This is a genomic window from Candidatus Rickettsiella viridis (assembly GCF_003966755.1).
Lineage (GTDB): Bacteria > Pseudomonadota > Gammaproteobacteria > Diplorickettsiales > Diplorickettsiaceae > Rickettsiella_B > Rickettsiella_B viridis.
This window is the reverse complement of sequence record NZ_AP018005.1, coordinates 1229875-1256144: the sequence shown is the minus strand read 5'-3', so window position 1 is coordinate 1256144 and position 26270 is coordinate 1229875. Positions and strand designations below refer to the sequence as shown.

The window sequence follows — 26270 nt, the reverse complement described above, 5'->3', positions numbered from 1 at the left end:
ACAGGAGTAGTAGGAGTTAGGATAACCCCGCCCATGTGACTATGGGGTCTGACTCATACTCATGCGAAGAGTATATTTATTTTAGATGCATATGAATAACCTTACTGACCGTGCTTATCGCGACGTCCTGAAAGAAATTTCAACATTGGCTAAACAAAAAGTAGCCAAAGAGCAGATCCCGCTTTTTACTACCTTTATACAACAATACTACGCGCACTCTGATCTAGAGACGCTCAAAAGTCGCTCTATAGAAAATTTAGCCGCCGCCGTGGTAGCACATTGGAAATTAGCTTATAAGCGTTTGCCTGGCCAAGACAAAATTCATGTGTGCAATCCCAGCATTGAAAAAGAAAACTGGGAAACTAAAAATTCAGTCGTGCAGTTAATTACAGCTGACAAACCGTTTTTAGTCGACTCGACTCGTATGGAGATTAATAGACAAGGTTTCAGTATATTTTTTACCATCAATCTAGGCGACATAAAATTACGGCGTAATGTTCAGGGAGAAATTGTTGAGATTTTAGAAAATGATGCAGCTTTGCCTGATATGCAAGTTGAAGCATTAATTTATATGGAGATTGATAAAATCTCTAATCAAGAGATCCTTAAAAAACTGGCGCATAAGCTTGAAAAAGTGCTTGCGCAGGTTAATCGGGTTGTAAACGATTGGCCTGCCATGTGCGCTAAAATGAATGAATGTTTACAGGAGTTAGAGGAAAATTCTTCTCTTTCTGATCGGGGCGATGTTGCTGAATCAAAAGACTTTTTAGCTTGGTTGCTAAGCGATCATTTTACCTTTTTAGGTTGCCGTGATTATGAATTAAGTAAAGATCATAAAGCGTTGCGTATGATCAAATCATCTGGCTTGGGTGTGTTGCGAGATGAAAGCCAAAGCAAAGAAGAAAAATCATTGACAGAGTTACCGCCGGAAGCACGGCGCTTAGCTTTTTCTCCGCAAGTCCTGGTTATTTCTAAAACCAATACCAAAGCCAGAGTTCATCGACCTGTTTATGCGGATTATATTGGGGTGAAGCGATTTAATGAGCAGGGCGAGTTAATTGGTGAACGTCGTTTTATCGGACTTTATACCTCAACGGTTTATCATAGTGATCCGCGTTATATTCCATTGTTACGCAGTAAAATCCAAGTCGTTTTACAAAACTCTAATCTCCCTTTAAAAGGGCATGCAGGTAAAGCTTTACTGGATATCTTATCGAGTTTACCGCGAGACGATTTATTTCAAGCCAGCACCGATGAATTGACTCGCTTGGCCTTAGGTATTTTGCATATACAAGAACAACGTGCGCTGCGCTTATTTGTACGTCAAGATACTTATAGACGTTTTATTTCTTGTTTGGTTTATATGCCCAAGGAAAAATTAAATACCGAACTTCAGAAAGAAATGGAAAAAATTCTGGTACGTGAGTTTTCTGGAATAGAAATTGGGTTTTCTACCTTGTTTGGTGACTCAAACCTGGCGCGGGTACATTTCTTAATTAGAACGGATCCTAAAAAAGAATTAACCTATGATGTTAAAAAAATAGAAATGCAACTCATCGAAGTGGCGCGCTCTTGGCGAGAAGAATTACGCCAAGCCTTAATTGAGTATTATGGTGAAGAGCACGGGTTACATTTAATTCAGAAATATAGCTATGCCTTTCCTAGTGGTTATAGAGATACTTTTCCGCCAGCTACGGCTGTGCATGATATTGAACATATAGAAAGAATTTCGCCCGAACGTCCATTAGAGATGAACTTTTATCATCCTAAGGATGCAACGGCAGTGCCTTTACGTTTTAAGCTATTTCAAGTCGGTAAACCTATTATTTTATCGGATGCACTACCTGTTTTAGAAAATATGGGCTTACGTGTTATCGATGAATGGCCACAAGAAATTACTTTAGAAAATGGTCAGCGGGTTTGGATTAATGATTTTGGTGTCAAGCCGGTTCAGATTGATTCGGTCAATGTTTCTCAAGTCAAAGAAATTTTTCAGGAAGCTTTCCGTAGAATTTGGTTTGGTGAGGTAGAAAATGATGGATTTAATCGTTTAATCCTCGCCGGCCAATTAACCTGGCGTGAGGTTTCTATTCTAAGGGCTTACACTAAATATTTACGTCAAATTGGTGTGCCGTTTAGCCAAACGTATGTAGAAAGCGTGGTATCACGCAATGCAGACATCGCTAGAATTTTAGTTAAGTTATTTAAATATTATTTTGATCCTCGGCGTCAGGGAGACAGTGATGTAGGAAATTTTATTGCAAGCTTAGAAAAGAGTTTGCAAACCGCATTAGATGCGGTGGTGAGTTTGGATGAAGATCGTATTTTGCGTCATTTATTTGAAGTGATGCGAGCGACTTTACGTACTAATTATTTCCAAAGAGAACCGAATGGCAAACCCAAAAGTTGGCTTGCGTTTAAGTTAGATCCAGTTCGAATTAGTGAGCTTCCATTGCCTCGACCTATGTATGAAGTGTTTGTTTATTCACCCCGTGTTGAAGCGGTGCATTTACGTGCGGCCAAAGTAGCGCGTGGGGGTATTCGTTGGTCGGATCGTCGTGAAGATTTTCGTACTGAAGTATTAGGCCTGATGAAAGCGCAGCAGGTTAAGAACGCTGTGATCGTTCCAGCCGGCGCTAAAGGTGGATTTGTTTGCAAGCGATTACCTGAAGGTGGTGATCGTGAAGCGATCATGAACGAAGTGATTGTTTGTTATCAAACATTTATGCGTGGTTTATTAGATTTAACCGATAATTTGCAAAATGGTGTACTGATTCCTCCTCAGGATGTGGTGCGTTATGATGAAGAGGATCCTTATTTAGTGGTGGCTGCCGATAAAGGAACCGCTAGTTTTTCAGATATTGCTAATGCCATTGCCGCCGAATATAACTTTTGGTTAGGTGATGCTTTCGCTTCAGGTGGTAGCGTGGGTTATGACCATAAGAAAATGGGTATTACAGCGCGAGGTGCTTGGGAATCTGTTAAACGTCACTGTAGAGCATTGGGCTTAAATCCCGACAAAGATGATTTTACCGTGGTCGGTGTTGGTGATATGTCAGGCGATGTATTTGGAAATGGAATGTTGTTGTCGCGGCATATTAAACTGGTGGCGGCATTTAACCATATGCATATCTTCATTGATCCCAATCCAAATCCAGAAAAAAGTTTTGTAGAGCGCCAACGTTTATTCAATTTACCTCGTTCTAGTTGGCAAGACTATAAAGCATCTTTAATTTCAAAAGGTGGTGGGGTTTTTAGTTGTTCACAAAAATCTATTCCTTTATCAGCGGAAATAAAACAGTTATTAGATATTAATAGAGACTTTATAACACCAGATAGTTTGATTCGAGCTATTTTAAAAGCCAAAGTCGATTTATTGTGGAATGGTGGTATCGGTACCTATGTTAAGGCATCCACTGAACGAAACGTCGATGTCGGTGATCGCACCAATGATAGCTTACGTCTCAATGGCAATGAATTGCGTTGTCGTATTGTTGCGGAAGGCGGAAATCTTGGTTTAACCCAATTAGGACGGATTGAATACGCTCAAACGGGTGGTTTGATCTACTCTGATTTTATTGATAATTCAGCGGGTGTTGATTGTTCTGATCACGAAGTTAATTGTAAGATCTTATTAAATGCCGTTGTAACAGCCGGTGATATGACCGTCGCGCAGCGTAATTATTTATTGATGGAAATGACCGATGAGATTGCTAAATTAGTTTTGTACGATAATTTCTGTCAAACACGAACGATTAGTTTAGCCGTTGCACATGCGCCACAAGAGTTAGAATTACATCGGCGTTATATAGAAGAATTAGAACGCGATGGTAAGTTAGATAGAAGCTTAGAGTTCTTGCCAGATGAAAAAGGCTTACTAGAACGTAAGGCCTTAGGAAAAGGCTTAACCAGTCCGGAAATTGCTGTCTTATTAGCCTATACCAAAATTTTGGTTAAAGCGGAGTTATTAGAGCAGCATAGCTTAGATGAAGATTATTTAATTCGGATACTTGAGTCTGCTTTTCCAAAACTATTACGCGGTCGTTTTTCTGAGTTTATGCAACGCCATAGTTTACGCCGTGAAATCATTGCAACTAAAATTAGTAATGCGATGGTCAATGACATGGGCGTTACCTTTGTTTTTCGTGTAAAAGCAGAAAGTGGTGCAGATATTGCTTCCATTGCGCGTGCTTATGCTATTGCACATCAAATATTTTCTTATCCAGAGTTGGTTAATCAGGTAGAAAATTTAGATGATACCGCCGCACCTGAAATACGTTATACGATAATGCGACAAATCAACCGCTTAATGCGACGTGCAACACGTTGGTTTATCTATAATTATAAAGATCAACTCAGCGATATCTTAGGGATGGTTAGCCGATTTAGAGCACCGATTATTTCTTTGCAAGAAAAGTTACCTCAATTGTTGATTGGCGAAGAAAAAGAACAATGGGAAAAGAGTGTACAAGGGTTACAGGATACCGGTGTACCTGAAATGGCAGCAAAACGTATTGCTAGCGTTGAGCATGAATATGCCTTACTTGATATTGTTGAAGCGGCACAAAAAAATAATTTGCCACTGAATAATGTTTCTGAACTTTATTTTATGATAAACGATAGATTTGAGTTTACTTGGTTGCGAGCACAAATTGCGAAGCAAGCCATTGAAACATTGTGGGATACCTTGGGCAGGGTTGCATTATTAGATGACTTAGATGTACAGCAGCGTCGCTTAACTGTGGCTATTTTGCAGTGTGTGGTCGAGCAAGGTGATAATAGTGTTTGTTTAGAGCGATGGGAGAATGATAATCCTCTATTCCTGCGTCGTTGGCAGCGGCTGTTAGCGGACTTGCGTGGCACCAGTGAACTGAAACTCATGATGTTTTCTGTGGTTGTGCGCGAATTAGTGAGCATGGTAGAAAGCTCGAGTAGCTCTTTATTGGAAAAACAGTAAGGGGTGAAGCGAGTTTTTATGCTGGAATGGGTTGGCAGCGACTACAATAAATGGTGCTACGTTGTGCAATGGTGATCATCTGTAAAATTGATTGGCACTGTAAACAAGGTAAATCTGCTCTACCATAAACTTGTAATTCTTGACTGAAATAGCCTGGCTTTCCCAGGCTATTTAAAAAATCTTTTATACTGCTACCGCCTTTTTTAATCGCACGTCGTAAAATGTTTTTAATGGCAACAACAAGTTGTTTTAATTGCAGAGACGATACATTTTTTGCAGGTAGTGTGGGGTGTATGCCAGCCATAAATAAAGCTTCAGTACAGTAAATATTACCTACACCTACGACGATATGTTGATCCATCAAGGCGGCTTTAATCGCGATCTTTTTGTGTTTCAGCTGTGTATGTAAATAGTGATGGTTAAAATGACGTGTTAGTGGTTCTACACCTAAATTTTTAAGTAAGGGATGCTCTTGTGGATTATTATTTGTCCACAAGAGCGCACCAAAACGACGAGGATCAGTAAAGCGCAGTAGGCAATTGTTGTTAAAGAGGATATCGATATGGTCATGCTTATCGGCTTTTACAGGCTTGTTAAGTACCTGTAATCGTCCCGACATGCCAAGATGTAAAATGACGGTGCCTAAATCAGTGCATAATAAAAGGTATTTGCCACGTCTCTGAAGTTGATTGATACGATAACCTATTAACTGTTGCAAATTAGTTTTAGGAATAGGCCAGCGCAAGCACGGCCGACGAACGATAACCTTCTGAATAGTTTGGTTTTCAATAAAAGGTTGTATGCCGCGTAGCGTAGTTTCTACTTCAGGTAATTCAGGCATTAGGGTTCTATTATTAGTTTATACAGTAAATTATACGCTTTTTATAAATTGCTTAGCTTTATTAGCTTACTCGCTGCATTTCCACTGTCAAGCATGCAGGCTGCTATTTTAAAGGTGCCGTCCTTTAATAAAAGAGCGGCGGGGTTATTAAACTTTTCAATACGTGCGTTAGAGGGAGTGTTTGCATTAAAGACACGATAAATGCTGTATTTTTCTTTAGGTTGCGCTGTTTTTGTCTCAAATACGTGTAGCATTTTTATAAATTCATGGTGCGTTATTTCAAATGCATATTTATCCGTACTAGCAGTAGATTTTACTTCTATATACCGTTTAGTTTGATGGTTTTTCCTTAGCACCAGATCATAAGGTTTACCGCTTTCTTTGTTTTTATTTAGCCAAGTAATGGTTATTTGTCGATCTTTAGGTGTATGTAGCTTAAATTTTCCCTTATTTTCATCTAGATTAAAAGTTGCGTCGGGGTATTTATTTTTATAATAATTTTGTAAGGCTTGAAAAACATATTTTTCACCTGCGTGGCCTAACTTTTGCTGTTCTTCTGTCGCTTGGAAAAAAGAAGAGTAGCCAGTATGGCGATTAGGGTTTGAAGCATAGCTGCCGCTTGTCCATTTTTGCGGACTTGAAAAGTAGGTACTCCTCTTTATTATGGGTGTTACTAAAGATGATGTGGCTGAGGTAGTTGCCTTTGCTTCTTCACCTTCATCGCTTTCAGATGATTCATTTTCAGAAGCAGTATCCGCCGAAGAAAAAATTGTTTCCTGAACGATATGGGAGGCTATTATTTCACCGGATTGAAGTAGTTCTAAGCTCTGACATAGGTGCTGAAATGTTTGTGGGTCTATTTTTTCTTCTTCAAACCATGCTTCTCTGTCATCGATTTTACTGGGATCAATATCCATTATTTCCCTAATATCTTGGCTAAGTTGCAATTGTTTTTTTAAATGATCATAAACTTTGAACTTATTTTTTCTTTCCATCCAATTGCCAGTGATATACAAGCTTAATTTTTTAAAATAATGTGGTACTGATATTTCTTTGAAAGGGTAGCATTGAATGATTTCTTCGCATTGATAGTGCTGTATAGTGCTTATTTTTTGATAAAGTGCTTGCAGAATAAGCTCAGGCGATGTATTTAGCTCCTTTGCTTCTTGAAGTGCGATAAAGGGTAATCTGGCTAGGAAAAAATCCTTTAAACTCGCATCGTAGATCAATGCAGATTGTTCGGGTTGGGTACGAAGATAATGTGTAAATGAGATAATATTAACACCACATAATTGCGCTAACTCAAGCGTTTCTTCGTGTGATAGACCACGAATTCGTTTCAGATAATACGGTGCATCTTTAAGCCGATCAGCTTCTTTTTCTTCAAAATAATAGAGGTTACTGGCAGGCTGCAGTGTATTATCTTCAGCCAATAAACTAAGTGCGTAAGATTTGATTTCGTTACAGTCTTTTAGCTTGAGTTGTTCTAACAAGCGCTTAAAAATAGAACTTGTCGCTAAGCTAGGTTTTTGCTTGATGATTGAAAGTAATTGACTTATATCACTTAACGCTAATTCATTTTTTATACCTAGATACTCTTCTAAATCCGTAGGTAATGCACTAGTATAATTTAAAAGCGGAATAATTTCTGGCGCTATATCAGAGAGTGCTTTAAATTTTGCCGAATATAGATTATTGATAGCATGTTCTTTTTCATCATTGGCTAATAAATAGCAAGAAGATTGCAAATGTTTTTTCACATGTTTTAGTAAGTGGTTACTGTTATCCTTTTTATGATTATCCCAATATTTTATGAGCTTAGTAAAAAAATATTGTAAATTATCAGCGTTTGTCAGGTGCTGAGTATATTTCTCATAAATATCAATAAAACGTATTTTGCGAACACCTATTTTGTTAAAGAAATTTTTAATTTCCTCGGCATTATAGTTTGAAGAAAGTATTTCATCTGTGTCAATAACCACATCCAAGCCAGGAATTTTTTTATCGTTGTTAGGCCAATAGCACGTTTCAGCAGTTATAAAGTGGTTGTTTTGGTTTAGTAAGGGTAGTTTTCTAAGTTGCTTAATTTCAGTTTTTTTTAAGCCGATAGCATACTTGGCTAGATATTCAATAATAGCTTTATGATTAGCTGGTGTTATTTTATGGTTTATTTCCCCGTGTTCAATCCAGTTTATAATGCTTCGGCGTATGACAGCAGTAGGCGACAATGATGAATTGAGACCAATATTTTTTAAGAGTTTTTCAATAATTTCGGAGCGGTACGCGGTAGAAATTAATTCATTGGGTAAAATGACTGAGTCTAAGCCCTTAACCTGTGGTATAGCAGAGGCTAAATAACAGGATTCAACCGGCTTAAAAGTATTAGCGCAGGTTAAAATAGGTATTTTGCGCAATGCTTTTTTTTCAGAATCCTTTAAATGAGGTAGTATAGAAAGGTAATGTTGCGCAATATATTCAATAATAGCACTATGATTTTCGTATGTTATTTTTGTGTTGATATTTCCATGCTCAATCCACTTAAAAATACTTTTACGTAGAACATCCAGTGCATTTATTTTTTCATGTACACCAATATGAATAAAAAAATGCTTTAAAAACGTTAAGTTATAATCAGGAGAAATCCATTCTGCATTACTAATGATATCTTCTAGCCCAGTAGTGGGTACAGAGAGATCAGGAAGATAACAAAACTCTGCTCTTCTAAATTGCTTAGCCTTTGTGAAAATAGGAAGTTTTTTCTTTAGTTTTTCTGTTTCTGTGGTTGTTAAATCCTGAATAGCTTTAGCGAGATATTTAATGATCTGAATATGATTTTCACTATTTATTTTATTAGCGATACTATTGTTATCTATCCATTGGAATATAGTGTGTCGAATGACGGCAATAGGTTCTGCTAAGGCGGTAGCGCCTAAGTCACATAGCCATTTTTTTAAATGTTCATTTTCAGGTATATAATCTTTATTGATGGAATTTAACTCTAGAACATTTGGTATAGGTGTTTCTTCTAAATAAGCGTCTTGTAAGGTTAATAAACTGCCTTGTTTGCTTTTTAAAAAAGGTTTATTTGCAAAAAAAATACTTAATTTTTTTATAGTATGCTGCTGTAATTGTGTAAAGAGAAAACTAATGAAATCTTTATAAGCAGTTTGGTCTAGTTGAGGATAATATAGCCTAGGGAAATCAGTTAACAATATTGCATAAGTAAATCGGCAAGCTTCAGATTCAGATAATTTTTTCTGGTTTCGTATCGGGTAATCGATCAGATAAGGCGTAATTTTTTTGTTTTTAATGCATGGAAAGCGTTTGAAAAACTCTGTGCCGTCAACCTGCGCTTCTCCCAATTTAAGTAATCTTGAAGAAGACTCATAAGCGGGCAACCAAGCTATTTCATTTTTAGTTTGATTGAAGCCATCTAAAAAAGCCTTTTGAAAAGCCCTATAGGGATGCGTTATTCCGCGTGTAAAGAGTTCTATGACATCATTTTTTAATGAAGGTAGCATCGCTAAGTCACTGAGTAATTTTAAGTGTAAATAACCCAATTGTGTTATTAAAAAACTATTCCATTCATTTTCATGTAACTGTGTTCTATCTAGGTTCAGAATAAAAAAACTATTACTGTGATAGGGCAGTGTTAAATTCAATTGCGTGGGTAAGGTGCTATAACATAGACCGTGCACAGGATAGATTTGTGTTGCTTTTTCATCCATTTTTAGTGCAAACGTAAAAGGAGCATAGTCTGATTTTTGTATTTTATCGGGGTATATAAAACGACTAGCGCTCCGTGTTAATTCCTTTACATTTTTTGCCACTGCTTGAACATATTGTTTTAATAACCAACTACTTGCTATTTTTTCATTGATATAAAAATCGACGCGTTGAAATTTCTCGTGTGCCGTTATTACTCTTTCTAAGTGATGTTTTTCTCCCTCTATATTAATATTCAATTGATTAATTTGACGTAAAAAGAGTAATGCTTCGGGTTGCTGTATCATTGCCTTGAGTTGTTGTTTTACAGCCGCTGCGTCTGTCAGCTTTAGAACAAAATTAACGTACTTATGCTGATAATCGTAGCTTTCATGAAAAGGAAGTTGCTCATCGTCGCACCAAATTGGGATAATTTGCCAGGGAATAAGGTCAGAAGCTTGCCAGTGTGTCTTATCAAAGCGGAATGAATAACCGTTAGAATAGAGTATGATGCAGTTCGATACATTAAATAAGGCTTTAAATCCTAGTCCTTTATAACCTGTTTTGTTTAGATCAGTGGCTTTTACCTCCTCAATTTGAGAAGCGTAATCACATATTCTTTCAATGTCATTATAATCAAATCCTTTGCCATTGTGCCGAATAATAAGATAATTATGATATAAGCTAAACTTAATTTTAACGGATGTTTGTTGCTCGCAAATAGCATCATCCGCGTTTTGCAATATTTCAAATAGAAATTTACTTTGGCCACTTAAGGCGGTTTCGATAACTGTATTGGATAAATTAGCCAGTGTTTGGCTTAAGGGATTTTCAACATATCGCTTAGTAATACTATCAATATGTGTCTTTGGATTTTGGTCTGTATCAGTTAACATCATGCTTCCTTGCAAAATAACAGCGAGAGTATAATTAACTCATTAAAAAAATGGTATTCTTTACTGGATTGCCACGCGCCTACGGTGCTCGCAATGACGACATGATTAATCTTTTACTACTTTGCTAACATCGCTATGCCATCTCCCTTTATTCATCTGCACCTTCATACGGAATATTCTTTGAGCGATGGTTTGCTTCGTATTGATGAGCTGATTGCTAGAGCTGTGGCATTGGCTCAGCCAGCGATTGCAATAACCGATCAATCGAATCTATTTGCGACGATTAAATTTTACCAAGCCGCCATCAAGGCAGGGATTAAACCTATCATAGGAGCTGAATGTTGGATAGAAAATAGTCAATTTCCTGCACAGCCATTCCGATTGATTTTATTGTGTCAGAATCAGCAAGGTTATCAAAATTTGATCCACTTAATATCCCGTTCCTATGTAGAAGGGCAAGGCGATAAGCCGATTTTGCAACGAAGTTGGTTCAACCAATACACAACCGGTTTAATTGCTTTGTCAGGTGGTAGCGAAGGTGATATCGGTCAAGCTTTGTTCAAAGAGAAGCCGACACAGGCTAAGGAATTGTTACAGTCATGGTTATTGCTTTTTCCTAATCGTTTTTATTTAGAACTACAACGTGTGGGTCGCGTGCATGAAGAAGAATATATCGGGGCGGTAACAGCTTTAGCTGCTGAATGCAGTACGCCGGTGGTAGCGACTAATGACGTACGATTTTTATTTGCAGCCGATTTCGACGCGCATGAAGCGCGCGTTTGTATTAATAGTGGGTATATCTTAAATGATCCCAAGCGTCCTAAAGTCTATACCGAACAGCAATTTCTCCGCTCTAGTGAAGAAATGCAACATTTGTTTACTGATATTCCATCAGCGCTGCTTAATTCAGTCGAGATTGCTAAACGTTGCAATCTAGAATTAACGTTTGGCAGGAGTTTTTTACCTAATTTTCCTATTCCTCAGGGAATGACACCCGAAAGTTTCTTAATAGCAGAAGCTAAAAAGGGATTGTTAATGCGTTTAGAAAAAATGAGTTCAGATTTTATCCGGGATTCGTCTGACTCTTTACCTTCTTCAACAATAGAAGAAGTCGCTGAAACTTCTACGGATCGCAAAACGATTTTTTTCGATAGACTACAGACGGAACTTGAAGTTATTAACAGTATGGGGTTTGCCGGTTATTTTCTTATCGTGGCTGATTTTATTCGTTGGGCAAAGGAACAGGGTATTCCCGTAGGACCAGGGAGAGGTTCGGGTGCAGGTTCATTAGTGGCCTATGCTTTACAAATTACTGATTTAGAACCACTGCAATACGGTTTACTTTTCGAACGTTTTTTAAATCCAGAACGTATTTCTATGCCAGATTTTGATATTGATTTCTGTATGGAAGGACGTGATCGGGTTATCGATTACGTAACAGAGCGCTATGGGCGCGAATCAGTATCACAGATTATTACCTACGGTAGTATGGCGGCACGTGCGGTCGTCAGAGATGTAGGGCGTGTTCTGGGTTATCCCTATGGGGTGGTCGATAAACTTGCCAAATTAATTCCTTTTGAGTTAGGAATTACCTTAGAGAAAGCGCTTATTCAAGAGGAACAGCTTAAGCAGCGCTATGATAATGAAGATGAGATTAAAGTATTAATTGATCTGGCTAAAAAATTAGAGGGTTTAGTACGTAACGTGGGCAAGCATGCGGGGGGCGTTGTGATCGCGCCTTCTAAGCTGACTGATTTTTCCCCCCTTTATTGTGAAGCAGGCTCAGAACATTGCCTGACCCAATTTGATAAAGACGATATTGAAAAAGTGGGTCTTGTTAAGTTCGATTTTCTTGGACTACGTACGTTGACGATTATTGACTGGGCTGTGCAATCAATTAATTTAAAAAAATCCAAAAATAACGCACTATACTCACAGCAATGGGATTTTCGGCAAGGCGCCGTGAAGGAGAGCACCCCCAGTGTATATGACATACATGAGGATTGCGAACCGAGCGGGAACACAGCCGAAAATCCAAGTGCGAAGAGTATATTGGATATAACAGCCATTCCACTGGATGATCCCAAGACCTTTGCTTTATTAAAAGCCTATAAAACGGCGGCGGTGTTTCAATTAGAATCACGGGGTATGCGTGACCTCGTAAAGCGATTACAGCCTGATACCTTTGAAGATATTATTGCCTTGTTAGCGTTGTTTCGTCCCGGACCTTTGCAGTCAGGGATGGTGGACGATTTTATTAATCGTAAACAGGGCAAAGCTAAAGTGGAATACCCGCATCCTTGTTTAGAACCTATTTTACGTCCTACTTACGGCATTATTCTTTATCAAGAGCAAGTCATGCAGATTGCTCAAGTATTAGCCGGGTTTACTTTAGGCGCGGCTGATTTATTACGTCGCGCGATGGGTAAAAAGAAATCAGAAGAGATGGCAAAACAACGTGCTATTTTTACACAAGGGGCACAAGAAAACGGTGTTGCTACTGATTTAGCAAATCAAATTTTTGATTTGATGGAAAAGTTTGCAGATTACGGATTCAATAAATCACATTCAGCCGCCTATGCACTGGTTTCTTATCAGACTGCTTGGCTTAAGGCACATTATCCTGCGGAGTTTATGGCGGCTGTTTTATCTTCTGATATGGAACACACTGAAAAAGTTGTGTTTTTTTTAGAAGAGTGTCGCTTAATGAAGTTAAAGGTGCTGCCACCGGATATCAATACCAGTTACTATAAATTTACTGTGACTGAAAAAGGTGAGCTTCGTTATGGTTTGGGCGCGCTTAAGGGTTTGGGTAGTGCCGTTATCGATATGTTAATAAAAAAGCGCAAGGAACAACCTTTTAAGAATTTATTTGATCTATGTCATCGTGCGGATCTACATAAATTAAATCGTCGAGGTTTAGAAGCGCTTATTTATTCTGGTAGTTTGGATAGTTTTGGTTTTAATCGCGCTACGCTGCAAGGCAGTTTAGAAGCGGCTTTATTAGCAGCGGAGCAGCAATTATCAGCTATCGCTTCAGGACAACAAGATTTTTTTGGTCTTGCCATGGTCTCAACGGAGCAGGAAATAACACAGCAAGCAGATTGGCCAACGTTACAGCGTTTACAAGCTGAAAAAGAAGTCTTAGGTTTTTATTTGAGCGGTCACCCTTTAGAAGATTATGCGCAAGAATTAAGCTATTTTATTACTTCAAATTTATATGAATGTTCTTTAAAAGCCGGACATTCACTGACGATCGCGGGCTGGGTGCTTAATATTCGATCATTATGGACCAAGCGCGGTGATCGTATGGCGATTTTAAATGTAGAAGATGCGAGTGGTCGCTTAGAAGTGACCTTGTTTAGCGATACTTATGCCACCTATAGAGATAAACTGAATAAAGATAAGTTGTTAATTATTGAAGGGGAAAGTCAACAGGATGAATTAACCGGTAATATTCGTGTCTTAGCAAAGAAAATATTAGATATAAGCGAAGCACGTGAAATTTATGCTAAACGCTTGCTGATAAAACTTTCTAAGCCTTTAATTAAACCCGGTCAACTTGAGAGCTTGAAAGAAAAGATGAGCATTTTTTGTCCAGGACTTTGCGCTACCGTGATTGAATACCATCATCCTGTGCTACATTCACGACTACAGCTCTGCTTAGGGGATGAATGGACGGTCAAACCTTCTGATGATCTTTTAACGATGCTACGGCAACTTTTGGGTGATGAAAGTGTCGTTATGCAATATTAATTGCGATTATGCAAAAAACAGCTTTTTACGTTAAGTAGCAGCAAAACTGGCGGAAACACAAGGGATAGATTATCATCCTTTTTTGTTCTGTACTTCAAACGGTTATGTGATGCTTAAAGATGGAAAGGTCATTGAAAGCCAACAGTTTCAAAGGCAACGCAATAAACCCAGAATCCATTCTCGTTCTTTTCACGTTCTTAGGCGTTGGTTTTTTAGGTTTTCGCTGACGCTACTTATTCTACTGAGTGGAATATTAGTGTGGCAAAAATGCGGTGATCCTACCTTTTTTCCTGTGAAGCATATTAAAATTAGCGGTGATCTGAATCATGTTAAGCGTGATAGCTTACAACAAATTATTCTCCCTTTTACGCAGAAAGGTTTCTTACGTTTAGATAGCCGTCGGTTAAAAGATAGATTGTTACAAGAATCGTGGATAGCTGCGGTAACCATAAAACGTTTTTGGCCCGATACCGTCGCCGTGAATTTCACAACAAGAATACCTGTGGCATTGATAGGTAATCATGATTTGCTTGATGAGCAAGGCAATGTGTTTAGTGCAGGGCAAGTGAATACAGCGTCGTTAGATCTTCCAGTGTTTGTTGGCCCCTTAGCTAATCAAAAATATCTATTACAAGCTTATGAAGCGATGCAGCCGTTTATTTCGAATTTATCATTAAAAATAAAGCTACTAAAATTAGTTGATCAGCAATATTGGTATTTACGTTTAAATAATGGTTTAGCACTTTATCTAAGTCGTACAGAACCTGATGTACAGCTAAAACGTTTTGTCGATGTTTATCCTGATGTTATTGAGAGCAAAGTATCTATGATAGATTACGTGGATCTTCGTTATGCACATGGTATGGCAGTAAAGTTTAAAAAGCGGGTAGCTTAATATAAAGATAGGTAGATAATGGATTTAGCGAACAGATTATTGGCACTAAGTTATTTAATTGATTGAAGGTAAAGAGATTATGGCAAAAAAACCGACTAAAAATTTGATTGTAGGTTTAGATATCGGTACTTCTAAGGTCAATGCCTTAGTAGGTGAGGTAACGCCAGACGGAATTGAAGTAATAGGATTGGGTGTTTATCCATCATTAGGATTAAAGCGAGGTGTGGTTGTTAATATTGATGCGACCGTTGATTCTATTCAACAAGCAGTCGCTGAAGCTGAAGCAATGGCAGGTTGCCCAGTGCGCAGTGTATATACCGGTATTGCGGGTAATCACATTCGTAGTTTAAATTCACATGGTATCGTAGCGATACAAAATCAAGAAGTAACCCATGCGGATGTTGACCGGGTGATTGATGCGGCAAGAGCGGTTGCTATTCCTGCGGATCAAAAAATACTGCATATTTTACCGCAAGAATTTATCATTGACAGTCAAGAAGGCATTCGTGAACCCATCGGCATGTCAGGTGTTAGACTGGAAGCCAAAGTACATATGGTGACTGGTGCTGTGAGTGCGGCACAAAATATTATTAAATGTATTCAGCGTTGTGGTTTAGAAGTATCTGAAATTATTTTAGAGCAATTAGCGTCTAGTCAATCTGTATTGACAGAAGATGAAAAAGAATTGGGTGTCTGTTTGATAAATATTGGTGGCGGAACAACCGATATTGCTATTTTTACCGAAGGTGCTATTCGTTTTACTTCGGTTATACCCATTGCCGGTGATCAAGTGACCAATGATATTGCGGTTGCTTTAAGAACACCCACACAAAGTGCTGAGCAGATCAAAAGAAAATATGCCTGTGCCTTAGCAGAGTTAGCGAGTTCAGACGAATTAGTTGAAGTGTCAGGCGTTGGTGATCGTCCAGGTAAAACACTTTCTAAGCGTGCATTAGCTGAGGTTGTGGGCCCTCGTTATGAAGAACTTTTTCATTTAGTAAAAACAGAATTGCACCGTAGTGGTTTTGAAGAGTTTCTTGCTGCAGGCGTTGTATTGACGGGTGGGGCATCCAATGTCAGCGGATGCGTTGAATTGGCTGAGAAAATTTTCAAATTGCCCGTTAGGTTAGGTAATCCGCAATATATCAATGGAAATACGGAAGTGATGACAAATGGAATGTATGCGACAGGTACAGGTTTATTACTCTATGGCTACCAACAGCAGTGTGAGCAACGTAAACCAAACCAAGCGCTATTGCGTGGAAAGATAACACGTATGAAAAACTGGTTACGTGAAAATTTTTAATCCTATACTCGCAGCCATTGGATTTTTGGCTAGGCGCCGCGAAAACAAAGCAACCGGAGTATATTTAACATACATGAGGATTGTGAGTTGAGCGGCAACACCACCAAAAGTTCAATGGCTAAGAGTATAAATAATATTACCTAAATTCGAGGAGTTAACTCATGAGTTCCCTATATGGTTTGGTTGATACCCCGTTGCAAAATGCCGTTATAAAAGTGATTGGTGTTGGCGGGGGTGGTGGAAATGCGCTTGAACATATGTTGGCCCAAGACATTGAGGGTGTTGAGTTTATCTGTGCTAACACCGATGCACAGGCACTGAAGAATTCATCGGCAAAATGTTTATTGCAACTGGGGCAGCAAATTACTAAAGGTCTGGGAGCAGGTGCGAATCCAGATATAGGGCGCCAAGCTGCTGAAGCAGATAGAGAACGTATTCGAGCAGCCTTGGAAGGCGCCGATATGGTTTTTATTACGGCGGGTATGGGTGGTGGTACTGGGACAGGCGCAGCGCCTGTCGTTGCAGAGATTGCTAAGCAAATGCGCATTTTAACGGTTGCTGTAGTAACCAAGCCATTCATTTTTGAAGGCAGGAAGCGGTTGCATTTAGCCGAAGAGGGTATAAAACAGCTAAGCCAGTATGTTGATTCCTTAATTACCATACCTAATAACAAGCTAATGAACGTTTTAGGAAAAAATGTTAGCCTTTTAGATGCATTTAAGGCGGTAAATGATGTATTATTCGGCGCCGTTAAAGGTATTGCAGCGCTAATTACTCGTCCAGGTTTAATTAATGTCGACTTTGCCGACGTTCGTACTGTGATGTCAGAAATGGGTATGGCCATGATGGGCACAGGAATTGGTTCCGGTGAAGACAGGGCACGTTTGGCTGCAGAAGCAGCGATTGCCAGTCCTTTATTAGATGATATCGATTTAGCGGGTGCGCGTGGTGTATTAGTGAATATCACGGCAGGGCCTGATTTATCTATTGGTGAATTCGAAGAAGTGGGCGAAGTGATCAAAGGGTTTACTTCAGAAGGTGCAACGGTGGTAGTCGGAACAGTGATTGATCCTGAGATGAGTGATGAATTACGGGTTACTATTGTGGTGACTGGTCTTGGAGCGGTTTATTCCAATCCAGTAGGAAGTGCCAGTTTAGCAAGAGCAGCCGATGGCTCTTTAGATTATCACCAACTTGAACGGCCCACGGTATTGCGCAAGCAGGGTGTAACAGCGACAGCTAAGCCTGTAGTGGATTCAAATGCGGCTGATATAGAGTATCTTGATATTCCGGCTTTTTTACGTAGACAAGAAGAGGTTTCTTAAGGGTGTACAGTCAAAGAAAACATAATTCAACAAAAGTTTCGCGTCCTATAAAACAACGCACCGCCAATGGTGTTGCTGCGAAAATGGCGCGTGCTTTAAAACAGCGTACCTTAAAAAATGTGATTAAAGCGGCTGGGATTACCCTACATAGTGGTGAGACGGCTATTTTAACTTTACGGCCAGCGCCTATTAATACCGGTATCGTTTTTCGTCGAATTGATTTTAACCCGATTGTCGAAGTACAAGCGCGTGCTGAACATGTAGGTGATACCACCTTACAAACGACTTTAGTCAAAAATGGTGTTCGTGTTGCAACAATTGAACATCTGATGTCAGCGATGGCAGGGTTAGGTATTGATAATGCCTACGTTGATATTACTGCCTCAGAAATCCCTATTATGGATGGCAGTGCAGGGCCGTTTATTTTTCTTATTCAGTCAGCAGGTATTGAAGAACAGAGCGCTGCAAAGCGGTTTATTCGTATTAAGCGACCTATCAAAGTGACGGATGGTGATAAATGGGCTTCTTTCGAGCCATTTGATGGTTTCAAAATTTCTTTCGAAATTGATTTTAACCATCCACTTTTTCAAAATCGTAGTCAAAAGGCAAGTATCGATTTTTCAAAGACTTCTTATATTAAAGAAGTGAGTCGTGCACGTACTTTTGGTTTCATGGCGGATTATGAAAAGTTACGTGAAGTACGTTTGGCTTTAGGCGGAAGCTTAGATAATGCTGTGGTGGTAGATGAATATAGAGTACTGAATGAAGATGGTTTGCGTTATGAAGATGAATTTGTTCGGCATAAAATCCTCGACGCGGTAGGTGATTTGTATTTACTTGGCTACAGTCTTATTGGTTCTTTTAGTGGCTATAAATCAGGCCATGCCTTAAATAACTTATTGTTGCGTCGTTTATTAGAGAATGAAGCTGCTTGGGAATATGTAGAGTTTGAGGATGAAGTTAAAGCACCCTTAGCTTATAGACGCGCCTTATTACTTGATCCAACCTGACTACTCCTTTTATTACATAGAAGCAGACAAAACCAAGCGTCGTACCGCGGCCGCCGTCCTCTGGCTTGACTGGTGATTGACCGCGGTATCCAGGAAAAGTAGAAAGTTGTATTTAGGGGTGATATTTGTGGGTCCCGCTATCAAGTAGCGGGACGACGAATTCGGGGGTTGTAGTTACTTATTTGAGTAGCTCGTCTAAAGCCTCATTGGCTAAGTTATCGACCCTATCATTTTCAGGATGACCGCTATGGCCCTTAACCCATTCCCATTGGATAGTATGTCGCGCCGCTTGCTCATCTAACTGTTTCCATAAATCGCAGTTCTTGACTGGTGTTTTATTGGCCGTTTTCCAAGCGCGGCGTTTCCATTGTGCTAACCATTCCGTTATACCTTTTTTTACATACTGCGAATCGGTGCTTAATACGATCTGGCAGGGTTTCTTTAATGCTATTAACGCTTGAATAGCCGCCATGAGTTCCATACGGTTATTGGTTGTATTGAGTTCTGTGCCAGATAACATTTTTTCTTTTTCTCGATAACGTAGCAATACGGCCCAAGCACCTGGACCAGGATTTCCTCGGCAAGCACCGTCAGTAAAGATTTCTATTTTAGGCGGTGTAGGCACAGTGAGCTCCTCGTACGTTAGAGGCTAAGGCCTTGTTGGTTAATACCGGTGGAAATTGCCAGGCAAGACTCAAGCGGCTAAGTTGTCGTATATGTTTTTGAGCGATAATTAAATAAATTCCTCCCAGATAAGGAAATAACCACGGCGATATTTGTTCTAACCAAAATAACTTATCAAATAACCAGGTTCCGGATCGGCTGGTGAGAGGGGGACGAAAAAAGAAACTTTCTGTGTGACAAATTTGTCCGCCTAAATGTTGAACCCACTGACAAATAGTGGGAATCGTATAAAAATAACCGTTCCAAGGTGGAGGCTTATATGAAAAAAGTTTATAAAGACCCCATAAGCTTGTTGGGTTAATACCTAAGAGAATTAAATGGCCATTCGGTGTTAATACTCGCCAGGCCTCACTGAGGATATGTTTTGCATTTTTATCACGCTCTAAAGTGTGGGGTAAAATGATGAGGTTAATGCTGTCGCTAGCAAACGGCAAATCAGCGTAGTTACTTTGTAAAAAAGCACAATCGAGGGTGTCGTCAGAAGTGGATGCCGGAGTTTCGCTGATACGGATTTTGTGTGGAATAGGGCTAGCGGCAAGACTTGATAAAACGTGGTTGCTCAGCAGTAGTAAATGCCGGCCTGGATAATTAATCAATAAGCGACTTAACCGCTTATTTTCGAGTTTGAGCGCATTGTCGTAATTCAAGGTTTTTTCCCAAGTAGAAAATGATAGTCATTTCGTACACGATGAGAGCCAGATTAACCCCTTATTATGGCACAAGCAGGACTGACACGAAAAGTCGTCATTTTTGGGTTTTTTGAGATGGCGGCTGAGACAGAGCTTGTCTGAGAACAGGCCAAATCACAGGTAGGTGGCCCCATTTTTAACCCTAAAATCATCTGTTTTCAACCACTTTTGCCTAGAGTAAAAACCCTTTAAAAGATAGGTATTTTACTTACATATAGGCGCATTTCTTTGCTATATGTAAGCCTATTGGCTTGATCTCTGTAGGTCGCTCCCGTAACATCCTATTATGACTTATAAAACGCTCAAAATTTATACATTATTACTCACCCTATTGCTTGTTTTTGCAGTAGGTATTACGGCTTGTGTTCAGTTCCCTCCTTTGAGTGGAACCGCGACAACTGACGGAAATAGCGCTAGCAAGGTTGTTAAAACAGCCCCTACAGGGGGAAGTTTAGCTCCGCATGATGCTAAGGCGCTTTTTAGTGCAGTTCAAAAAGGAACCTTATGGGATCCTATTCGAGCTCACTTACAGTTAACGTCAAGTGAAGAACATCAGCCTGCCGTACAGGAACAGATTCGATGGTTTGTTAAAAACCCGGCTTATCTGAATGATGCAGTTAGCCGTGCTGCTCCTTATATGGGTTATGTTTATTCGCAGGTTACTAAGCGTAACTTGCCGACCGAATTGGTATTATTGCCTATTATTGAAAGTGGTTATAATCCGTCGGCTACCAACGCTTCCTCAGGCGCAGCGGGTATGTGGCAGTTAATGTCAGCTACAGCGCGTGCTTATGGTGTCCATCAGGATAAAGGCTTTGACGGTCGTCGTGACCTTTCTAGCTCAACCAATGCGGCTTTAGATTATTTAACTTATCTAAAGAGTTTCTTTGGTGGAGACTGGTTGTTAGCTATTGCAGCTTATGACACAGGTGAAGGTAATGTGCAGAATGCGATACGTCACAATACGCAGCATGATAGAAATACCCATTTCTGGGCGCTGCCATTGGCTTTAGAGACGCGTTCATATATTCCGCGTTTGTTGGCGCTCGCTGCGATTGTTAAAGATCCAGCAAAATATGGTGTGACTTTACCGCCTATTAGTGCCAAGCCTTACCTTGAATTGGTTAACGTAGGTAGAACGGGGATGAGTTTAGCGCACGCTGCTAAGTTAGCGGGTATGAACTTGTCAGAGCTTCAACAGCTCAACCCGGGTGTTAAGAGCAGTACAGCTGCCTTAACTCAAGGCCAGTTTGCTTTACCTATAGATAGGATAGCCTTATATAGGAAACAGTTAGCGGCATTGCCTTCTGGAGATAAGCTTGCTTTACAGCAAACGCCTAAACAGAAAACTGCTCCTAAGAAAACTATACGGTTAGCAAAAAATCAATAAGGATGTAAAACGGGATAGCGGTATCTACCACTTATCCCGTTTTTTTTGGCCTGTAGTATTTTCGTCATTGCGAGTGCAAAGCACGCGGCAATCCAGGAAATATGTCTAGATTGCCGCGTGCTTTGCACTCGCAATGACAATATATTACTTAAAGTTTTTCAGATAATTTCCAAAAGCGGTTTTAGTTTCAGGGTGTTTTAGAGCGTAGGCAATAGTTGCCTGTAGATAGCCTAATTTACTTCCACAATCATAACGTGTTCCTTCAAACTCCCACGCATACAATGGTTCGTTGGCTAATAAGGATGCAATAGCATCCGTTAGTTGAATTTCGCCACCTTTGCCCGGCGGTGTTTTCGCTAGATAAGGGAAAATAGCAGAGGTCAGAATATAACGTCCCACTACCGCTAAATTGGAAGGCGCTTGTTTAATGCTGGGTTTTTCTACAATCTTATCAAGGAGGCTTAGCCTATTTTCTTTAGCTTTATAACCAATAATGCCGTATTGATCACTTGCTTCGGGATTGATGGCTTGTACAGCAATCACTGAGTGTTGCTTTTCTTGGTACACCGTTAGCATTTGCTTTAAACATGACACTGAGGAATCAATTAAATCATCCGCAAGTAGAATAGCGAAAGGTTCATTATCAATCAGCGGTTGCGCGCAAAGGATAGCATGACCTAAACCTAAGGTATCTGGTTGGCGTAGGTAAATACAGCTGACCCCTTTAGGCAATATATTTTTAACGATCTGTAATAACTCATCTTTACCTGCTTCTGCAAGCTTGGCTTCTAGTTCATAGTTTGAGTCAAAATGATCCTCAATCGCATGTTTACTGCTACTGGTCACAAAAATCAATTCAGTAATACCTGCTGCAATTGCTTCTTCTACCGCATATTGAATCAATGGTTTATCAACAATCGGTAACATTTCTTTTGGGCTTGCTTTAGTAGCGGGCAAAAAGCGCGTACCTAATCCTGCGACGGGAAAAATAGCTTTACTAATTTTTTTCATGGATTGAATGTTTCCCCACGACCAATGCCGTAATAAGTGAAGCCTAATTGCTTTAAGTAATGTGGATCATAGAGATTTCTACCGTCAAAAATAGTGGGTTCTTTTAATTGTTGTTTGATATTCTCAAAGTCCGGATTAAAAAATAGATTCCATTCTGTGACGATAACCAGTATATCCGCATTCACTAGCGCCGCTTCTGGGCTTTCGCAGCAGCTAAAGTTTGGTTTTGTTTTATAAAGACGTTGTGCTTCTGGCATTGCAACCGGATCATAGGCTTGTATCTTCATGCCTGCCTTAAGTGCGGCATCAATTAATACACGGCTGGGCGCTTCGCGCATGTCATCCGTATTGGGTTTGAAGGAAAGTCCCCACAAAGCAATCGTTTTACCGCTTAACTTATTATTAAAATGATGTGTTATTTTTTCAAATAAAACACGTTTTTGCGCGTCATTGACTTTATGCACGGCATTAATAAGTTGTGGCGTATAGTGAACGCTTTTTGCGGTGGCTTCTAAAGCCAGTACATCTTTAGGAAAGCAGGAGCCCCCATAGCCCGCTCCGGGGTTAATGAAATGATAGCCAATGCGCGGATCGGAACCGATACCGATGCGTATCTGTTCAATATCAGCATTTAAGCGTTCTGCCAAGCGGCTTATTTCATTAATAAAACTAATTTTGGTTGCTAAAAAAGCATTCGCCGCATACTTCGTGAGTTCCGCAGAACGAATATCCATCGCGATCAAACGATCATTATTGCGATTGAAAGGTTTATACAATTGACGTAAATGACTTTCTGCATCGATACTATCGGTACCAATGATAATGCGATCCGAGCGCATGAAGTCATTAACGGCCGCGCCTTCTCGCAAAAATTCTGGATTAGAGGCTACATCAAAAGCAATAGAAAGCTTTCGTTTACTGAGTTGTTTTTGAATAACAGCGCTTACTTTATCAGCTGTGCCTACAGGAACAGTGGACTTATTAATAATAAGACGAGGTTCAGCCAGTGAAGCACCAATGGTGTGGGCAACCTCTAAGACATGGCTTAAATCAGCTGAACCATCTTCATCTTGCGGAGTACCGACAGTAATGAATTGATAAAAGCCATGATGAACGCCTTCCTCTGGATCATGGCTGAAATTCAATCGACCTGCCTCTAAATTTTTTTGTAATAAGGCAGGCAGATCTGGCTCGTGAATAGGGCACTCACCTTGTTTCAAGCGTTTGACTTTTTCCTGATCGATATCGATACAGAGGACCTGATTACCGTGTTCGGCTAGACAAGCGGCAGTGACCAGTCCAACATAACCAGCCCCAAACAGATTAATACACATAAGAATTTTAATAAATACTAGAAATATTGCGATGGTACCCTATAAAATGGGATGCAACAACGTAGCTTAACCGCCATACCCAGGAGCGGGGCTTTTAAGAGCCATCAGCTTATGCAAACTATCTTAATTTTTTTGATTCAAATGCTTAAATAGGATATCTCAAGGCAGATCAATCAAGGATACCACGACCAGGGTACGTTCTGGTCGTTTTAGTTATCCAATACTGTTTGCCGGAAGGGGACTTTCTGCCAGCAAAGCAACTGCGTCGCGATTTAAGTAGTGTCGTTAGGAGACAAATGAGTTAGTTTTTATTTTACAACTATCAGCTTCAGCAGTAGGCGAGTATTTATCTTCATTCATTGTGAAAAATCGACCATAATAAGGGTGGTTATCATTTCTCGGTGTCTCTAGACAATAAACGATAGCAGCTAATAATTGCATTATTGGAGAAAAAAAGATTAGAAAAAAAAAGTCGTTGGCATGAAAATTTTTTGTAGGTTGGGTAGAACTTCCAGTATTTTCAGTTTCCTGCTTTTCTCCGATATCGGGGGTATTTTTATCGTGCTCTGAATAGTTTGCTGAACTATTGGAGGATTCAAATGTATTTTCTTCATTTTCTTCTGGAAATGCATTACACTCAGAATGAGCCGTGTTTGTAGTTCCTTCATCCTCAAAATTTTTAGAATTATAATTTGAATAATATCGGCTTAATTTTTCCGGTGAGTTAACTTCTCCATAAGCGGCATTTAATGTTTGGGTTTGTCCAGAAGTATCTGCCCCTTTTGTCTTATCAGGATGAAGCGTTCGAATTCGATTTCGGTATTCTTGACGAACTTTCTTGAAACCGTCAGTTAGGAGTAATATTTAGGAGTTTAAAAATATCATATGCCATAATTAAATACCTCAAATCATTTTCGCAATAATATATTATTAACCTTAAGCGTATATTAACATGAATTTGGATAAACATACGGTATTTCTTTAAATTAACGGTATTTTATGAAATGCGACGCAGCAGATTAACTTAATTACTTCTAAGGGGGCCGGGCTTTTAATAGCCATTATCTTATGCAAACCTATCTTAATTTTTTGACGCATATTCTTGAATGCGGTGTGTCCAAGACCGATCGAACGGGTACAGGCACTCTCAGTAGTTTCGGGTATCAAATGCGCTTTGATTTGGCGCAAGGTTTTCCATTAGTAACGACTAAAAAAGTGCACCTAAAAAGTATTATTTACGAATTATTGTGGTTCTTACGTGGCGATACCAACATTCGTTATTTGAATGAACAGGGTGTGACTATTTGGGATGAATGGGCTGATGAGTTAGGAAACTTGGGTCCTGTGTATGCTAAGCAATGGCGCAGTTGGCAAACCGCCGATAATAAAAGCATTGATCAAATAAGTCAGTTAATACAGCAGATAAAGACCAACCCAGATTCGCGGCGTTTAATTGTAAGCGCTTGGAATGTTGGTGATTTAGATCAAATGGCGCTTCCACCTTGTCATTTACTGTTTCAATTTTATGTAGCAAACGCACGGCTTTCCTGCCAGCTTTATCAGCGCAGTGCCGATGCCTTTTTGGGTGTACCCTTTAATATCGCTTCTTACGCGTTGTTAACACATATGATTGCACAGCAGTGTGGCTTAAAAGTGGGTGAATTTGTTTGGACGGGCGGCGATTGCCATATTTATAATAACCATCGTGAACAAGTGCAATTACAGCTATCGCGACAACCACTTTGTTTGCCAAAACTCGTAATACAGCGTAAACCCGATTCTATTTTTGATTATCGCTTTGAAGATTTTGTATTGAGTGATTACAAATATCATCCCGCTATTAAAGCGGCTGTTGCGGTTTAGTTAGAAAAAATTTGATTGCCAGTAAGGCCAGGGACTTTAGTGAATACCCGTGTAAAAAATATTTCGTGCATGTTAACAGAGGGTGTTGAATCGCATCCAAATATCTCTGATAAATTGAACTATTACTGCACCCAGATAATCACCTATTTAAACCCGCCTCTTTTTGATAAAGAAAAAACCATAGAGGTGAAACAATTAATCGAGCTTACCCAACAGATGCAAGCTGGAACAATAGAGCCAGAAGATTTTTATAAACAATCTATGCAATCCATTGAGCAGATACGTTCGCAAATACCGCCACTATCTTTTGCCTGGAGATTGCTTGATATAGTCGCTAGTTTGGTCGTGATAATCATGATCATTGTTCTGCCCCTAGGAATACCTATCGCGATAGCCTGTGGATGCTATACGGCTGTGAAGGGTAATAAATTTGAATTTAGTTTTTTTAGCAAAAGTTCAAAAGAAAAGAAGCTTGATGAAATCAAAGTCTTGGTTAATAAAATAAAGAATGTTAGCGCTAAGCTTGCTTCGGTTACTGAAAATAGTGACGTAGGGGTTGAGCACAGGACGATAGCATCAAACATGCGCTAGCTTAGCGTATGTTTGAT

15 protein-coding genes are annotated in these 26270 nt (G+C 39.6%); 9 read left to right on the top strand and 6 right to left on the bottom strand.

The window, feature by feature from the left end; all coding sequences use genetic code 11:
- Positions 1-91: 91 nt before the first annotated feature.
- A complete protein-coding gene (locus DMP02_RS05680) occupies positions 92-4957 on the top strand; it encodes an NAD-glutamate dehydrogenase (protein WP_126323186.1) in 4866 nt (1621 codons plus the stop codon).
- A 16-nt stretch (positions 4958-4973) separates the two neighbouring features.
- Here the strand turns inward: DMP02_RS05680 and mutM are convergent, their stop codons facing one another.
- Together mutM and DMP02_RS05670 are read right to left on the bottom strand one after the other, a co-directional pair.
- Entirely contained in the window at positions 4974-5798 is an 825-nt protein-coding gene (mutM, locus tag DMP02_RS05675; protein WP_126323183.1) for a bifunctional DNA-formamidopyrimidine glycosylase/DNA-(apurinic or apyrimidinic site) lyase, read from the bottom strand.
- Positions 5799-5839: 41 nt separating this feature from the next.
- Positions 5840-10402 carry a DUF3883 domain-containing protein gene (locus DMP02_RS05670; RefSeq protein WP_126323181.1) on the bottom strand — a complete coding sequence of 1521 codons (4563 nt, stop codon included), beginning with the start codon at positions 10400-10402 and terminating at the stop codon, positions 5840-5842.
- A gap of 132 nt (positions 10403-10534) precedes the next feature.
- On the opposite strand from DMP02_RS05670, the gene dnaE reads away from it, so the two are divergent.
- The 5 genes from dnaE to lpxC all read left to right on the top strand — a co-directional run bounded on the left by dnaE (position 10535) and on the right by lpxC (position 18691).
- Positions 10535-14155 (top strand): DNA polymerase III subunit alpha, encoded by a 3621-nt coding sequence (dnaE, locus tag DMP02_RS07395; RefSeq protein WP_232019626.1) that lies wholly within the window; start codon positions 10535-10537, stop codon positions 14153-14155.
- Positions 14156-14264: 109 nt separating this feature from the next.
- Entirely contained in the window at positions 14265-15050 is a 786-nt protein-coding gene (locus DMP02_RS05655; protein WP_126323180.1) for a cell division protein FtsQ/DivIB, read from the top strand.
- Between the two features lie 79 nt (positions 15051-15129).
- Positions 15130-16356 carry a cell division protein FtsA gene (gene ftsA / locus DMP02_RS05650; RefSeq protein WP_126323178.1) on the top strand — a complete coding sequence of 409 codons (1227 nt, stop codon included), beginning with the start codon at positions 15130-15132 and terminating at the stop codon, positions 16354-16356.
- A 161-nt stretch (positions 16357-16517) separates the two neighbouring features.
- Entirely contained in the window at positions 16518-17681 is a 1164-nt protein-coding gene (ftsZ, locus tag DMP02_RS05645; RefSeq protein ID WP_126323176.1) for a cell division protein FtsZ, read from the top strand.
- A gap of 83 nt (positions 17682-17764) precedes the next feature.
- On the top strand, positions 17765-18691 hold the full coding sequence (lpxC, locus tag DMP02_RS05640; RefSeq protein ID WP_126323512.1) for a UDP-3-O-acyl-N-acetylglucosamine deacetylase: 927 nt from the start codon (positions 17765-17767) through the stop codon (positions 18689-18691).
- A 178-nt stretch (positions 18692-18869) separates the two neighbouring features.
- Here lpxC and rnhA read toward each other — a convergent pair whose 3' ends face one another.
- Both rnhA and DMP02_RS05630 read right to left on the bottom strand, forming a co-directional pair.
- Complete coding sequence (gene rnhA / locus DMP02_RS05635) at positions 18870-19316, bottom strand: ribonuclease HI (RefSeq protein ID WP_126323174.1); 447 nt, start codon at positions 19314-19316, stop codon at positions 18870-18872.
- Positions 19300-20022, bottom strand: a complete 723-nt coding sequence (locus DMP02_RS05630; protein ID WP_126323172.1) for a methyltransferase domain-containing protein — start codon at positions 20020-20022, stop codon at positions 19300-19302. The genes rnhA and DMP02_RS05630 overlap by 17 nt, the downstream gene beginning before the upstream one ends.
- 328 nt (positions 20023-20350) lie before the next feature.
- Between DMP02_RS05630 and DMP02_RS05625 the strand changes: the two genes are divergently transcribed.
- Positions 20351-21454 carry a transglycosylase SLT domain-containing protein gene (locus DMP02_RS05625; protein ID WP_126323170.1) on the top strand — a complete coding sequence of 368 codons (1104 nt, stop codon included), beginning with the start codon at positions 20351-20353 and terminating at the stop codon, positions 21452-21454.
- 144 nt (positions 21455-21598) lie between these two features.
- On the opposite strand, the gene galU is transcribed toward DMP02_RS05625, so the two are convergent.
- Together galU and DMP02_RS05615 are read right to left on the bottom strand one after the other, a co-directional pair.
- Positions 21599-22465: a UTP--glucose-1-phosphate uridylyltransferase GalU gene (gene galU, locus DMP02_RS05620; protein WP_126323168.1), complete on the bottom strand. Its 867-nt coding sequence runs from the start codon at positions 22463-22465 to the stop codon at positions 21599-21601.
- A complete protein-coding gene (locus tag DMP02_RS05615; RefSeq protein ID WP_126323166.1) occupies positions 22462-23799 on the bottom strand; it encodes a UDP-glucose dehydrogenase family protein in 1338 nt (445 codons plus the stop codon). The genes galU and DMP02_RS05615 overlap by 4 nt, the downstream gene beginning before the upstream one ends.
- A 1068-nt stretch (positions 23800-24867) precedes the next feature.
- Here DMP02_RS05615 and DMP02_RS05610 point away from each other — a divergent pair.
- Together DMP02_RS05610 and DMP02_RS05605 are read left to right on the top strand one after the other, a co-directional pair.
- Positions 24868-25662, top strand: a complete 795-nt coding sequence (locus DMP02_RS05610; protein WP_126323164.1) for a thymidylate synthase — start codon at positions 24868-24870, stop codon at positions 25660-25662.
- 69 nt (positions 25663-25731) lie between these two features.
- On the top strand, positions 25732-26253 hold the full coding sequence (locus DMP02_RS05605; RefSeq protein ID WP_126323162.1) for a hypothetical protein: 522 nt from the start codon (positions 25732-25734) through the stop codon (positions 26251-26253).
- Positions 26254-26270: the final 17 nt, after the last annotated feature.

What these genes read in the sequence shown, in the direction of transcription:
- DMP02_RS05605 (WP_126323162.1), top strand. Translation starts at nt 25,732, where the DNA reads ATGTTAACAGAGGGTGTTGAATCGCATCCAAATATCTCTGATAAATTG.
- dnaE (WP_232019626.1), top strand. Translation starts at nt 10,535, where the DNA reads ATGCCATCTCCCTTTATTCATCTGCACCTTCATACGGAATATTCTTTG.
- DMP02_RS05615 (WP_126323166.1), bottom strand. Translation starts at nt 23,799, where the DNA reads ATGTGTATTAATCTGTTTGGGGCTGGTTATGTTGGACTGGTCACTGCC.
- ftsA (WP_126323178.1), top strand. Translation starts at nt 15,130, where the DNA reads ATGGCAAAAAAACCGACTAAAAATTTGATTGTAGGTTTAGATATCGGT.
- ftsZ (WP_126323176.1), top strand. Translation starts at nt 16,518, where the DNA reads ATGAGTTCCCTATATGGTTTGGTTGATACCCCGTTGCAAAATGCCGTT.
- galU (WP_126323168.1), bottom strand. Translation starts at nt 22,465, where the DNA reads ATGAAAAAAATTAGTAAAGCTATTTTTCCCGTCGCAGGATTAGGTACG.
- DMP02_RS05610 (WP_126323164.1), top strand. Translation starts at nt 24,868, where the DNA reads ATGCAAACCTATCTTAATTTTTTGACGCATATTCTTGAATGCGGTGTG.
- DMP02_RS05625 (WP_126323170.1), top strand. Translation starts at nt 20,351, where the DNA reads ATGACTTATAAAACGCTCAAAATTTATACATTATTACTCACCCTATTG.
- DMP02_RS05680 (WP_126323186.1), top strand. Translation starts at nt 92, where the DNA reads ATGAATAACCTTACTGACCGTGCTTATCGCGACGTCCTGAAAGAAATT.
- lpxC (WP_126323512.1), top strand. Translation starts at nt 17,765, where the DNA reads ATGGCGCGTGCTTTAAAACAGCGTACCTTAAAAAATGTGATTAAAGCG.
- DMP02_RS05655 (WP_126323180.1), top strand. Translation starts at nt 14,265, where the DNA reads ATGCTTAAAGATGGAAAGGTCATTGAAAGCCAACAGTTTCAAAGGCAA.
- mutM (WP_126323183.1), bottom strand. Translation starts at nt 5,798, where the DNA reads ATGCCTGAATTACCTGAAGTAGAAACTACGCTACGCGGCATACAACCT.
- DMP02_RS05670 (WP_126323181.1), bottom strand. Translation starts at nt 10,402, where the DNA reads ATGATGTTAACTGATACAGACCAAAATCCAAAGACACATATTGATAGT.